Consider the following 13,772-nt stretch of genomic DNA (forward strand, 5'->3'; position numbering starts at 1 on the left):
CCCGGGGCGATTTGTATCAGAACGACCGGGTCGTGTAATCCACCTCGTCTGGATAAAGCGTGTCCTCGATTGAGGTTTTGTGGACACAGAGCAGGTTGCCGTTTGTCACCTTGGAAATATACTGATGGCCGAACACCTGATGGGTCTTGCCGTTGAAGCGTTTGGCCCCCTGGGGGTGCGCGCGGCTATGGGGCATGTCGGTCATGGCCTCGACCGCTTCGATCAAAGCGGCACGGTCGGCGGGGCCGGTATAGCCCGCAGTCTCCATCCCTGCTTTGATGACATGCAGGGTTTCCCAACAGCCGAACATATGGGCGTAGGTGGATACATCGGTGGGGTCGCTGACCGAGGCCCCCTTGTCGTCCACGCCCACGGCTGCACGGTAGAACTTGTCATGCTCGGACTGGTCGGGTTGCGCCTCGCGCGGGTTGCCCTCCCAGAAATAGGTGCCTTCGAGGTATTCCAGGCCCGGGCTGCGGATATCCACCGCCTCGAGGCTGTCGATAAAGCCGAACATTTCGGGGCGTTGCGGCCCAAAGAATTCGCCCAGTTCCTTGACGAAGGTCAGAACGGCGGGGCCGACCATGACGTGATAGAGCACCTCGGTTTCGCGCGGGATCTTGGGGAAGTATTTGGTAAAGGATGTCTCGGACGGGGGAATGGCGATATGGGCCAGCACCTCGCCGCCCTGTGCCTCGATTGCCGCTGTGAAATAATCGCGGTGGTCATGGCCGAAGGCAAAATCGGGAAAGACCATGGTTACCTTTTTGCCAAGGTTCTGGGCCACGTAGGGGGCCATCGCCTGTACCTGGCTTTTCACGTCCGTTATGCCGGGTTGCAGGGTATAGCGGTTGAGCATGCCGCTGGCCACGTGGTGGCCTTCAGAGACAACGAAATAGGGCAGTTTCAACTCGCCCGCGCGCGGGGACGAGCCAATAACCACGTGGCTGAAGAGTGTGCCAAAACCCACGTCGCAATTGTGCTGTGTGGCGAATTTTTCGACCACTTCGGCGCCGCGCTTGGGGTCGGTGCCGTCATCCTCGGCGACGACTTCAACCATGCGGCCGTTGATGCCGCCGCCCTGGTTGATCAGTTTGACGGCGGCGTCGGTGGTGCGGCCATACCAGCGGCCATAGGCAGCGCCGATACCGGTGCGGTGGACCTGAAAGCCGATCTTGATGGGTTCCGAGGTTTGCGCCTGCGCATAGCGCGCCCACATCGGCAGCGTGGCAGCGCCCGCACCGGCGGCTAGGGTTTTCAGCGCACCACGGCGGGTGGTTTTGGTGGAATTGGTCATGGCCTCAGGTCTCCCTGTCTGAGTTTTGGGGCGGTGATCTGCCCGCAATTGGCGTGAGTGTGCGAATTGAAGCGCGTGTTGTCCAGCGTTTTGACAGGCTAAAGCCCCCTGGGCGAAGCCAGAAGCCAGAGGCCAAAGAAGGTATAGGCCACCATGAATGCCGCCAGCGGAGCCTGCCCCAGAAGCGCACGACGGGTGCTGATGGCGCCGCGCAGGGCCAGGGCATGCGCCAGCAGAATGGCGATGACATGGCCCGCCACGACGGCGCCTGCCTGTGTCAGCCAGATCAGTTTGGCGGTACCGGGCGTATTGAAAAACCCGGTGGTCACGTAGAACTGGCCCAGACCCAGCAGATCGGCGCCGCTGGCCAGCGGATCGGTCAGGAACTTCAGCACATATTGGCCATCGACCATGGCGCCGGGAAGGTAATGGGCTATATGATAACCAAGCGCTATGGGCAGGATCGAAGGCGCAAACAGGCAGAACGCGTGGGACAAAGGGCGGTGGGTGCCGGCGATACGTTCCCCCAGCCACAGACAGGTGGTGAAGGCCGTTATCAGGGTGATATTTGCCACGAACAACCCGGTCAGGTTCTGGGAGACAACAGCCGAGCGGCCGGGAAACTCCAGCGGATTGATACCCAGCAGGCCAAGCCACCAGAAGGTTTCATTCAGCCCGTCAAAGCTGCCGGTGGCCAGAAGGATCACGACAAGCAAGGCCAGACCCAGCCGGGGTGTGGGCCGAGTCAGCACCTGCCATCCGGGCAGGCCAAAAGCGAGGCGGCCATTGCGGCGACCGATGAGCGCCATACGGGAATAGACGCGCATCACGATGGTGATCCCCTCGGCGCGAACCATCCAGGTGGGGCCAAAAAGGGATAGCCCGGCCAAGGTGAACAGCCAGTAAAAGCCGACAAATCCAGCAAGGCGGGTTGGATCGGCAGGCGCCAGATCGGCCAGCAAAAAGCAGGCAAACCCCAGAAAGCTGGCGATACCGGGCCCGTATCCGAGTACACGCGGATAGCGCAGCGGCGCGCGTGTTTCGGCGAGCCGCCCAAGCAGGGCGGCGGGGCCTGTCCAGGGGTTGGTCCAGCGCCAGTGGTTTCCCAAAAGGCCTTGCAGCGCGACCAGAGCGATCCACCAGACTGTCCAGATAAACAGGGGCAACGGGTTGGCCAGGGGGTCATGCGGGCCGGTTAGGCCTCGCCAGATCAGAAAGCCGAGGAAAACGGCGGACAGGCAACTGGCCAGGTGGCGCAGCGGTAATTTTCTGACGGGGACTGTTCGCAAAGGCCTGAAAAGCCTTTCCGCGACCCAGTCGGGCAGCAGGGCCAGCAGCAGCACGGTCAGCGCCACCGAAGCCGCCCCGGCAGCGATGTAGATATCAGTGGGCAAAAGCAGGACGAACCCCTGCTCGGATGCATGTGCCAAGACAATGCCGGGCAGAACAACCAGAAACGCCAGAACTGTGATTGACCGCATGGCCTGCCTTTTTGTCATGGCCCGAGATTACCCGCCACGTCGCGCAGGGAAAGGGGCAAATTGGCGCGTCCCTGATATCTCGCGGCGAATAAAAATACTGTGATACAACAGTTTGCGATACTTTGGATCCTGCCAATCCGGGTTAGTCTGGAAGATATTTTGGAATGCCCCGGTGTTGTTGCGGCGGGGCAAAGGCGCAAGCAGGAACCGGAGGGGCCGCATGACCGTTCGTGAGGGCACAAGATTGGATGATGCTCTGGACTGGCTTGGGCGCCGGATGGCGCGCAAGCTGCGTAAACAAAGCTCGGGCTATGAACCCTATACGCCGTCTGACTTTGACACGCTGTGCCGCACGTTGAAGCCCGGTGATGTTGTGTTGATCGAAGGCAACGAACGTATTTCCAGCGCCATTAAATATCTGACCCAATCCACCTGGTCCCATGCGGCGTTTTTTGTCGGCGATGCACTGCCGGACCCCGACGATGGGTCTGAACGGCCACGTCTGATTGAAGTCAACCTTGGGGAAGGATGTGTGGCGGTGCCTCTTTCCAAATACGAGAGCTATAATACCCGTATCTGCCGGGCGACGGGCCTGACTGACGAGGGCCGGGCGGCTATTGTGGGGTTCATGGTGGACAAGCTTGGGCTGCGCTATGATCTGCGCAACATTTTCGATCTGCTGCGGTTTTTCTTTCCCACGCCGCCTGTGCCTGTGCGCTGGCGGCGCAGGATGCTGGCCTTTGGATCTGGCGATCCGACGCGGGCGATCTGCTCGTCCCTGATTGCGCAGTCATTTCAATCGATCCGCTATCCGATCCTGCCCGAGGTGAAGGTGGAAGGTGGACGGGGGGATTATGTGCGGCGGGAGATTTTTCATATCCGGCATCATTCACTGTTCACGCCGCGGGATTTTGACCTGTCGCCCTATTTCCGGGTGGTAAAACCAACGCTGGAGGAAGGGTTTGAGTATCGCAGCCTGAATTGGGGCGACGATGGACCGTGACGGGTCAGGGTGGGGTTTTCTGAATGAGCGGCTGCGCCGCGCCTGTCCGTTTTTGGAATGAGGGACGCTGTCCCTCACGTTGAAACCTGGAAAGTTTCAACGAACCCTGAGATTCTTTCTTAGAAGAAATGCAGTGGGCCACCCGCCCGACGGTAAAACCGACAGGTGAGCAGCGTTGACTTTTGACCAGACCTCGCCAACTCTCGGGCCGGATGGCAGGGGCAGAGGCGCATGGTGGAAAAACGATCAGGGCTGGTGGTTGGGATCGACGTGGGCGGGACCTTTACCGATCTGGTCGGGCTGGATCAGCACACCGGTGAGGTGCGGTTGGCCAAGGTGCCAAGCACGACAGATAATCAGGCTTTTGGTGTGCTGGAGGCGCTGGCAGCCGCCGGGTGTGATCTGCCTGCCCTGAGACTGATTGTCCATGGCACCACGACGACCACCAATGCGGTGTTGGAGCGAAAGTTGAGCCGGACCGGGATGATCACCACGGCGGGATTTCGCGATGTGCTGGAGCTGGGACGGCGCACAAGGCCGCAGGCCTATGGCATGACCGGGCAGTTTGTGCCGATCATTCCGCGCGATCTGCGTCTGGAAGTGCCCGAGCGGGTGGATGCGGGCGGCGAGGTTGTAACACCCCTGGATGAAGCGGCTGTTCTGGTGGCGGGCAAGACTTTGCTTGAGGCGGGCTGTACCTCGGTGGTGGTGCATTTCCTGCATGCGTATGCCAACCCTGATCATGAGCGGCGCGCCGGCGAGGTGCTGGCCACGATCTGGCCCAACGATCATATCACGCTTGGCCATGCGATTCTGTCCGAAAGCCGAGAGTTTGAGCGCGGGGTGACGGCGGCGGTGAATGCCAGCGTGCAGCCGATACTTGACAGTTATCTGCGGCGCTTGACCGAGGAGCTGGAGAAAGGTGGCTATCCCGGTGATGTGCTGGTGATGAATGGCAACGGCGGCATGGTGTCATCAAAACGGGTGGCGGCAGAGGCGGCCAAGACGGTGATGTCGGGCCCGGCTTCGGGGGTGATGGCGGCGGCCTATACGGGCCGTGTGGCTGGCCTGCCGGATCTGATCACTTACGACATGGGCGGCACCTCGACCGATGTGGCGCTGATCCGGGGGGCGCAGCCGGCAGTGTCTAACGAGATCGAGATCGAATATGCCATGCCGATTCATGTGCCGATGGTCGATGTCCGCACGGTAGGGGCTGGTGGCGGATCAATCGCAAGGGTCAATGCTGCCGGGCTGCTGGAGGTCGGGCCGGAAAGTGCGGGGGCTGATCCGGGGCCAATCTGTTACGGGCGCGGCGGAACCGAGCCGACGATTTCGGATGCGAACCTGCTTTTGGGGCGGCTGAACCCCGCTCAGCTGGCCAAGACCCACGGGATTGACCAGGATGAGGTCGCGCACATTTTTGGCAAAAAGCTGGCCAGGCCCCTGGGGCTGACGGTGACGGAAGCCGCAGAAGCCGTGATAAGGTTGGCCAATACGAAAATGGCAGGCGCCACGCGGATGGTATCGCTTTCGCTGGGCGCGGATCCAAGGGATTTTGCGCTGTTTGCCTTTGGTGGCGCAGGACCGCTGCATGCGGCGGCTTTGGCGCGGGAAATGGGTGTGCCGCATGTTCTGGTGCCGGCGCGCCCGGGGATTACAAATGCGATCGGCTGTGTCGTGGCTGACTTGCGGCATGATTTCGTGCGTACCATCAACCGGCCTGTGGATGCGCTGGAGCCGGGCAGGTTGGCCGAGATTTTTGCAGGCCAAGTGGCGGAAGGTGAACGTCTGATTGGCAAGGAGACAGTTGCGGTTCGCGAGATCAGACGCCTGTACAGCGTGGATATGCAATTTGTCGGCCAAACCCATCTGTTGCGGGTCGATCTGGAGAGGCCAGATGTGGACAATGCCACGCTGCGGCGTCTGTTTGAAGAGGCCTATTTCAGGCGGTTCCGGGTCGAACTGGCCGAAATCCGGGCCAATGTGGTGAACGCGAATTGTTCGGTAATCGGGGTGCGCCCGCCGCTGGATTTGTCGACCTTGATCGACCCGGCAGGGCGCAAGGATACGCTGGAGGCGGCGCAGACCGGGAGTCGGCAAGTGTGGTTTGAAGATCGCTGGTACGAGACGCCGGTTTACTGGCGCGATCACCTGCCGCTGAACTTAAAGATGGAGGGGCCTGCGATCATCGAGCAGATGGATACAACCGTTTTGATCGAGCCGCATGATCAGGTCGAGGGGGATGCGCATGGCAATCTCATCATTCGTGTTGGGGTTGCGGCATGAGCCTTGATCTGATCACCCTGTCGGTCATTCAGGCGGGCTTGCAACAGGTCTGTGATGAAATGGACCTGAGTTTCAGCCGCGCGGCTTTTTCGCCGGTGATCGCCGAGGCGAATGACCGCTCGGACGGTATTTACGACGCGGTTGATGGTTCGCTGATTGCCCAGGGCGCAGGCGGGTTGCCGGTGTTTGTCGGCACGATGCAATATTCGACAGGCACCTTGATCGAAATGATCACCGACGGACGTGTGGCTGCGCCGCAGCCGGGGGATGTCTATATCGTCAATGACCCGTATCTGGGCGGCACGCATTTGATGGATGTTCGGTTTGCACGTCCGTTTTATCGCAAAGAAGAATTGTTCTGCTGGCTGAGCAATACAGGCCATTGGCCGGACACAGGGGGTGCGGTGCCGGGCGGCTTTTCGGCCTCGGCAACATCGGTGGAGCAAGAGGGTTTGCGCCTGCCCCCGGTAAGATTGTTCAAGCAGGGGGTGATGGACACCGAGATTTACAGCATCATCTGTTCCAACATCCGGGTTGCTGATCAGCGGATTGGGGACGTCAAGGCGCAGGCTGCAGCACTTGAGATGGGCGAGACACGGCTGAACATGCTGATGGATCGGTACGGCGATGACGTGGTCCGTAAGGCAATCGCCGAGCTAAGACGGCGGGCGGCAGAGCAAATGCGCAGCTTTGTCAGTCTGATCCCGGACCGCGTGCACAGGTCAGTGGCCTGGATCGACAGCGATGGCGTGGTGAATGAGCCATTGGCAATCCGGCTGGAAGTGCGCCGTGACGGGGATGGTCTGACCTTTGATTTTACCGGCTCAAGCGCGCCCTGTGCAGGGCCGATGAATTCGGTGCGGGCAACGACGTTATCCTCGGTCTATCTGGCGATGCGTCATATTTTCCCCGAGGTGCCGATCAGTGCGGGCGCGTTCGAGCCGCTGAACGTGACCGGGATTGAAGGCACGTTTCTGGATGCGCAGTATCCGCGTCCTGTGTCGGGATGCGCCGCAGAGGTCAGCCAGCGCATTGCCGAGGCGGTTTTTGCAGCCCTGGTCGAGGCGCTGCCAGACCGGGTAACGGCGGCGCCCGCAGGCACAAGTGGCAACTTTGCACTGGGCGGGCATGACCCGGCGCGGGGGCGTGATTTTGTGATGTATCAGTTGTCGGGCGGCGGCTATGGCGGGTATGTGGACGGTGACGGTCTAAGCAACGGGTGTTCGACCATCGGCATTTCCAAGGCCCCCCCGGTTGAGATCATGGAGCAGGCCTTTCCGGTACTTTATCACCGCTATGCGCTGCGCGAAGGGTCAGGCGGAGCCGGGGAACATCGCGGCGGTTTTGGGCTGGATTACGAACTGGAATTGCGACGTGGTCAGGCGCAGGCCAGCTTTGTAATGGATCATGGCCGGTTTGGGCCACAAGGGGCGCTGGGTGGCAGCGATGGCGCGCCCAACGAGGTGACCGTCTGGCAATCGGGCAAGCCCTATACGCCCGAGCATCTGTCGAAAGAACAGGACATTCCACTGACCCCGGGCGATCGGGTGCGGGTGAAAACGCCGGGCGGTGGCGGGTATGGTGATCCGTTCACCCGTGACCCGGTTGCGGTGGCCGAAGATGTGCGGCTGGGCCGATATACAGTGCAGCAAGCCGAGGCACTATTCGGCGTCGTTTTGGGCAACGCCGGGGAAGTTGACACCAAGGCTACTGCGGCGCGCCGAGGTGAACACCGGTATGACTGAGGTCGTGCCGGCCTGAGTGACCGGATAAAGAGAAGACACGATTTTTCTGCGGTGACGTTAGCCCTTGGCGCCCTGACCGCGTGAATAGACATCTTCGTAGCGCACAATGTCATCTTCGCCCAGATAGGCGCCGGTCTGGACCTCGATCAGGACCATGGGCAGTTTGCCGGGGTTTTCCATCCGGTGCACGGCCCCGAGGGGGATATAGACGGATTCATTTTCGCTAACGAGTTTGATCGTCTCATCAACGGTTACCTTGGCGGTGCCCGAAACAACGATCCAGTGTTCGGAGCGGTGCACGTGGCTTTGCAGGCTGAGGGCGGCACCGGGTTTGACGACGATGCGTTTGACCTGAAACCGGTCTGAGAGGGCCAGTGTTTCGAAATAGCCCCAGGGGCGGTGATCGCGGGCGAAACTTTCGGCCTGTGCCGCCTTTTTGTCGCGCAGGGTTTTGACGACTTTGCCGACATCCTGCGTACGGTTCATATCAGCCACCAGCACGGCATCGGGCATTGCGACAACCATGATGTTTTCCAATCCCACGCCGACCAGTTGCAGCCCGTCATTTTCCGAGCGCAGCAAGGAATTCGAACAGTCGATTGCCGTGGTCGGACCCGAGGTAGCGACGCCATTTTCGTCTTGCGTGCTTTCACGCAGAACAGCGGCCCAACTGCCCAGATCTGACCAGTGGCCGGTGAAAGGCACGACCGACAGATTGTCCGCCTTTTCCATCACGGCAAAGTCGATCGAGATACTTTCGGCGCGGCCCCAGGCGCCGGAGTCCAGCCGCAGGAAGCCAAGATCGGCCTGGGCGCCTGACACGGCGTCTTTCACGGCAGGGATCATGTTGGGGCTATGTGCTTTGTAGGCGGCAATGATATCGCGCGCGGCGAAAAGAAAAATGCCGCCGTTCCACAGGTAGTGCCCGGCCTTGAGCATGTCCGCGGCAGTGGCGGCATCGGGTTTTTCGACAAAGCGATTCAGTTCGATGGCCGCACCCGTGTCATCAGGCCGGGCTGCAAGATCAAGATATCCATAGCCGGTTTCGGGGTAGGTGGGAGAAATGCCAAAGGTCACCAGCCGGCCCGCTTCGACGGCCTTGACCCCAGCGGCGACGGCGGCGTGAAACGCGTCGTGATCGGGGATAACATGATCGGACGGGGCCACCAGCAGGATCGCATCGGGATCGGTTTCGGCGGCATGAAGGGCTGCGGCCAGAATGGCGGGGCCGGTGTTGCGCGCCTCGGGCTCGATCAGGATGGCCCCGGGGTCAATCCCGCATTCAAGCAATTGTTCGGTGACCATAAAGCGGAAATCAGAGTTGGTGAGCACCAGCGGAGCGGCAAAGGAAACACCCCGGGAGCCGCCGCTGAGGCGTTTGGCGCAGGCCTGAAGCAGGCTTTCATCCCCAAGAATATGCGCGAACTGTTTGGGGTAGCTTTTGCGTGACAGGGGCCACAGACGGGTGCCGGAGCCACCGCAAAGAATAACAGGAGTAATCGTGTGCATGTCTGCCCTTTGTCGCTGTAACTACTTTGCTGAGTTTATTTTACAGTTTCTTGACCAATGTAAGGCTATTTTTGCAACCTTTTAAGGCCATTGGATTTTCGGAAGGCTTTTGCCACAAGGAATTTTTGATGCCCGGCAATCGACACTTCGGGATTTGACCGTCACAAAAGCCGCTTCAGGTAGGACCCATAGCTGCTTTTGGCGAAGAGATCGGCGCGAACCAAGAGTTCCTGATCGGTGATCCAGCCGTTTGCATAGGCGATTTCTTCGGGTGATCCAACCTGCTGGCCCTGGCGTTCGGACAGGGTGCGTACAAAATTGCCGGCGTCCAGCAGGCTGGCGTGCGTGCCGGTATCCAGCCAGGCGTAGCCACGGCCCATTTGTTGCACTTGCAGCGTGCCGTCAGCCAGGTAAAGCTCGAGCAGTGAGGTGATTTCAAGCTCGCCGCGTTCCGAGGGTTTGACCGTCCGGGCACGTTCGGGGGCGCTGCCATCCAGAAAATAAAGTCCCGTGACCGCATAGGACGAAGGCGGGTTCGCCGGTTTCTCGATAATGCCGCGCACGGTGCCATCGGGCGCGAAATCGACCACACCATAGCGTTCAGGATCGGACACACGATAGCCAAACACAGTGCCACCACTTTTCTGGGCATCGGCGGCGGCGAGTTGTTCGGGAAGCCCGTGACCAAAAAAGATATTGTCCCCAAGGACCATCGCCGATGGCGCGCCGTTCAGAAAGGATTCAGCCAGCAGATAAGCCTGGGCCAGCCCATCGGGGCTGGGCTGTGCAATGTAGGTCAGGCTGAGGCCCCATTGGCTGCCGTCGCCAAGGGTGCGCTGGAACTGAGCCTGATCTGTGGGCGTGGTGATAATGGCAATGTCGCGAATGCCCGACAGCATCAGCACGCTGAGCGGATAGAAGATCATCGGCTTGTCGTAGATTGGCAAAAGCTGTTTGGATACGCCAAGAGTGATCGGGTAGAGCCGGGTGCCGGAACCGCCAGCGAGGATGATACCCTTGCGCATTGTCATACCTGAAAATCCCTTTAATCGTTCAATTTGCACTTCTTTGCCAGCCCTGTCGACCTGCGTCCACCCAAAATCTTGGCCGCGTAATCAAGGTGCGTACGCTGCCGGTGCATTTTCTTCATCTTTCGCAGCGCAGGTTTGCAGATATCCGAATTCAACCGTTGTGAGAGATTTATGTCTGATACCTCCTCCATCCTGTCGCTTCCCTATCTACAGCCTTCGCAGGCGCAAAAACACGTCACCCACAACGAGGCGCTGACACAATTGGACGTGCTTGTTCAGCTGGTCGTCGAGAGTGTCGATGCGTTGGTGCCGCCTGCTGTGCCAGTTGAAGGCGAGACCCATGCGCTGGGGTTTGGCGCCAGTGGTGCCTGGGCTGGTCATGATGAAGAGATCGCCAGTTTTGCCGACGGGGCCTGGCACTTTGTGGCCCTGAAGGAAGGTTGGCGCGCATGGGCCAAAGACCGTCAGGAGTTGCTGAGCTGGAGCGCCGGTGCGTGGGTTCAGACCGGTGGGCAGCCGCAGAACCTGGATGGGGTCGGTATCAAAACGACGTCTGATTCCACCAACCGATTGGCGATACAATCACCTGCGACGCTGCTAAGCCACGAGGGGGCAGGGCACCAGTTGAAGGTGAACAAGGCCACCCTGGCGGATACGGCATCGTTGCTGTTTCAGACCGGATTTTCCGGCCGCGCCGAGATGGGCCTGACAGGTAATGATGATTTTTCGGTCAAAGTTTCACCGGATGGTACGGCATGGACTGATGCCTTTACCGTAGATGCGGCTACCGGTTATATCGGGATCGGATCACAGACCCCGCCATCTCCGCTGACCATCGTCAAGAGTGCACCAGATGCGCCGATTTCGATACGCCTGCAAAACTGGAGTGGCAACGCGTCGAAAATCGCCGCCGACAGAGGTTTGGTGTTCAGTGCCGATCACGATAATAATTCCGGCAACACCCAAAGCTTTATTTCCTTCGAGGTGGACGCCAACGAACACATGCAGATCCCGGCGAATGGCATAGTGGCAATTGGCCGGTCGGGTCCGGATGTGGCACTTCATGTGAAAGACATACTGCGACTTGAGCCCCGGTCCGCAGAGCCTGTCAGCCCGCTGCAGGGCACTGTCTATTTTGACAGTAGCACAGCAAAACTGCGGTGTTATGACGGGAGTGCCTGGCAGAATTTGTTCTGAAGAAATAGACATGCAAACCAGAATTTGGGGCGGTCCAACTCGGAACCGCCTTTTTCCTCGCGGCGTGTGCTGCGGGAAAGCGGGCAAACAACTTTCATGACGTCCAATATGGTGCTATGGACCGCGCCATCCAAGATGCAGGCAAAAACACCAGATGACCGTCGTCCTTGCAAAGTTCAAATTGTTTTACGGTGCGGTACCCAAAGCGGCCTGCACATCCATCAATCATATGTTTTTTCAGGCTGAGAACGGTTTTGAATTCCGGCCTTTTACAGCCAACGGCGTTCGAAAACACATACATAATGCTGCTTACCGACCCATGCTCAGGGCCAGGTATCCTGAGGCGCAAATCGAGAATTTCCGCAGAGTTTCTGTGGTGCGTGATCCTGTCAAAAGATTTTTGTCTGCTTACAGCAACAGAGTCGTTGCTCTTAAGGAATTGTCGATGGAAATTGCAGGCGAGAAGCTGCGGGAGCTTGATCTGGCGCCCGACCCTGATTTGGATACCTTTATCGACAAGTTTGAAGGCTATGTTCAGGCGCATGATTCAATTTTCCACCACACCCGTCCGATGGCTGACTTTATTGGCGATGATGAAAAATACTTCACGCGGATATACAAAATAGAAGAGTTGGATGAATTCATGCAGGACATGAATGATCACATGGGTACGAATCTTGAATTGGGGCGCATGCAGACTGGCGGTCCGAAAATTGGTATCGAAAGTCTCAAGCCGCAGCAGCTTGCCAAGTTGAAGAAGCTGAATGAAAAGGATTACGAAGCATTCAGTATTTTGTCCTGATTGACTGGCTTCCTCAAACTGGATTTTCGGTCTGCGTGGTGAAAAAGCTTTAGATCGCTTCTTTACTGGGCGCACAATTTCGACAAAAGCGCGATAGCCCGATCATAGTTAGGGACATATTTGCCAATTTCAGAAGACTTCTGCCCCTTTTCATCAGAAAACTCCTCAAGACGTTCATCCTCGGCGTCAATCGCAATCCCCAGTGTTGCTGCGATATCAACGGCTTGCTTTTCTATTTTGGTGTCGCCGAAATACAGCTCTTCAAACAGGTACCAGCCGAAATCAATCTGCCGGTTGCGTAGCAGGCTGAGCGTTTGACCCACCGAAAAATAGTCCATGCGCACGCGACCTCGGACATTCTTCAGGTCGATAGGAGCGGGGGTAATTTCGCCCGAGATAATCCTGGGATAGATTTGGGCGGCAGCCTCGGGGCCCCAGGCCTGCGTTGAAATTGCCAGAAACAGGGATGCAAGGCGGCGCGTCTCGTCCCGGCGCAGCAGGACGATAAAGCGGTAATTGCGTTTAAGGCAGGCGTCAATCAGGGCGCGTGTAAGTTCGGGCGGCATGATTTCGACGCAATGCTTGATGTTCGGGCTTTGATCGAGGGCGGTGTCAATTGCGGCCTCCATCGCGGCGATATCACCGTCGTTCTGAAAGCTGCGCGTGATGTGGCCCAGAGACCTGTCAATATTGAACGGCTCGTGTTCAATGGTCGGAAAGCTGGATATCCTGGCAAGAAAAGAGGTCAGAGAGGTGCCGCCGGTTCGGCGAAGCGTCAAGATGATCCAAGGCCTCTCGTCCATTGCTCAATGGTTCCCGGTACATAGTGAAAGCGTGCATCATCAGAACCACGGACATTATTGATCCGCAATTGGAATCGCAAATGGAAATAAATTCAATGCAACCCTTTGAAGCAATAGCGTGTTGCCCTGCTGCCAAAGCCTTGCGGGAAACTGAAATCACCCACTGTCGGGTTGACCAGGAAGGTATTGAGAATCGTAATCGTATTCAGGTCGTCATCACCAGGGTCGTAGACGATGTTGTTGCCGGCCTGCGTGGATGGGGCAACAAAATCGGCGAAATTCCCGACTTCTGTGGTATCGTCGGCAAACCGCAGTAGATCGTACTCTATAGCGTACATCGCTGTTGAAAAGTTCTGGATCACGTCATTGCTGAAACAGGCGTCCGAGAAAACAAAGACATCTGCCCCTGCGGCAACGTTCCAGCAGTGCTTGGCCGGAGCGCTCAAAACTTCCGTGTGGAATGTTTCAGCTACATGGGAAACTGAAAAAAATGGTACGGTTATGCACCAATTGGCCACAAATTATGACGTGACTTTGGCATTTCAGATCCATGAAACTGTCGGGGCCCTTTCCCAAGGCTCGTGCTCAAGGAGTCCCAAAAACCTGTGGTCGCGC

The 13,772-nt window shown here is 58.3% G+C and carries 11 protein-coding genes; 5 read left to right on the plus strand and 6 right to left on the minus strand.

All coding sequences use genetic code 11. From position 1 onward, the window contains the following. Window positions 1-16: 16 nt before the first annotated feature. Together PEL8287_RS11725 and PEL8287_RS11730 are read right to left on the minus strand one after the other, a co-directional pair. Window positions 17-1,297 carry an ABC transporter substrate-binding protein gene (locus PEL8287_RS11725; protein ID WP_085892572.1) on the minus strand — a complete coding sequence of 427 codons (1,281 nt, stop codon included), beginning with the start codon at window positions 1,295-1,297 and terminating at the stop codon, window positions 17-19. Window positions 1,298-1,395: 98 nt separating this feature from the next. Continuing rightward, complete coding sequence (locus tag PEL8287_RS11730; RefSeq protein WP_085892573.1) at window positions 1,396-2,778, minus strand: hypothetical protein; 1,383 nt, start codon at window positions 2,776-2,778, stop codon at window positions 1,396-1,398. A gap of 220 nt (window positions 2,779-2,998) precedes the next feature. Here PEL8287_RS11730 and PEL8287_RS11735 point away from each other — a divergent pair, with 220 nt between their 5' ends. The 3 genes from PEL8287_RS11735 (at window position 2,999) to PEL8287_RS11745 (ending at window position 7,815) form a co-directional block, all read left to right on the plus strand. Further along, window positions 2,999-3,781: a C40 family peptidase gene (locus PEL8287_RS11735; protein WP_085892574.1), complete on the plus strand. Its 783-nt coding sequence runs from the start codon at window positions 2,999-3,001 to the stop codon at window positions 3,779-3,781. A gap of 231 nt (window positions 3,782-4,012) precedes the next feature. Then, entirely contained in the window at window positions 4,013-6,070 is a 2,058-nt protein-coding gene (locus PEL8287_RS11740) for a hydantoinase/oxoprolinase family protein (protein WP_085892575.1), read from the plus strand. Then, window positions 6,067-7,815, plus strand: coding sequence for a hydantoinase B/oxoprolinase family protein (locus PEL8287_RS11745; RefSeq protein ID WP_085892576.1), 1,749 nt, complete (start codon window positions 6,067-6,069; stop codon window positions 7,813-7,815). Before PEL8287_RS11740 ends, PEL8287_RS11745 begins: the two co-directional genes overlap by 4 nt. Before the next feature lie 57 nt (window positions 7,816-7,872). Here PEL8287_RS11745 and PEL8287_RS11750 read toward each other — a convergent pair whose 3' ends face one another. Together PEL8287_RS11750 and rfbA are read right to left on the minus strand one after the other, a co-directional pair. Further along, a complete protein-coding gene (locus tag PEL8287_RS11750) occupies window positions 7,873-9,324 on the minus strand; it encodes a mannose-1-phosphate guanylyltransferase/mannose-6-phosphate isomerase (RefSeq protein WP_085892577.1) in 1,452 nt (483 codons plus the stop codon). Between the two features lie 161 nt (window positions 9,325-9,485). Continuing rightward, on the minus strand, window positions 9,486-10,355 hold the full coding sequence (rfbA, locus tag PEL8287_RS11755) for a glucose-1-phosphate thymidylyltransferase RfbA (protein ID WP_085892578.1): 870 nt from the start codon (window positions 10,353-10,355) through the stop codon (window positions 9,486-9,488). Between the two features lie 171 nt (window positions 10,356-10,526). Here rfbA and PEL8287_RS11760 point away from each other — a divergent pair, with 171 nt between their 5' ends. After that, window positions 10,527-11,552, plus strand: a complete 1,026-nt coding sequence (locus tag PEL8287_RS11760) for a DUF2793 domain-containing protein (protein WP_085892579.1) — start codon at window positions 10,527-10,529, stop codon at window positions 11,550-11,552. 154 nt (window positions 11,553-11,706) lie between these two features. Then, window positions 11,707-12,354: a sulfotransferase family 2 domain-containing protein gene (locus PEL8287_RS11765; RefSeq protein WP_085892580.1), complete on the plus strand. Its 648-nt coding sequence runs from the start codon at window positions 11,707-11,709 to the stop codon at window positions 12,352-12,354. A gap of 62 nt (window positions 12,355-12,416) precedes the next feature. Here PEL8287_RS11765 and PEL8287_RS11770 read toward each other — a convergent pair whose 3' ends face one another. Together PEL8287_RS11770 and PEL8287_RS11775 are read right to left on the minus strand one after the other, a co-directional pair. Next, window positions 12,417-13,157: a chlorophyll a-b binding domain-containing protein gene (locus PEL8287_RS11770; protein WP_085892581.1), complete on the minus strand. Its 741-nt coding sequence runs from the start codon at window positions 13,155-13,157 to the stop codon at window positions 12,417-12,419. Between the two features lie 92 nt (window positions 13,158-13,249). After that, window positions 13,250-13,675 carry a hypothetical protein gene (locus PEL8287_RS11775; protein WP_139837775.1) on the minus strand — a complete coding sequence of 142 codons (426 nt, stop codon included), beginning with the start codon at window positions 13,673-13,675 and terminating at the stop codon, window positions 13,250-13,252. Between the last annotated feature and the right edge of the window lie 97 nt (window positions 13,676-13,772).

The sequence above is a fragment of the Roseovarius litorisediminis genome (genome assembly GCF_900172295.1).
Lineage (GTDB): Bacteria > Pseudomonadota > Alphaproteobacteria > Rhodobacterales > Rhodobacteraceae > Roseovarius > Roseovarius litorisediminis.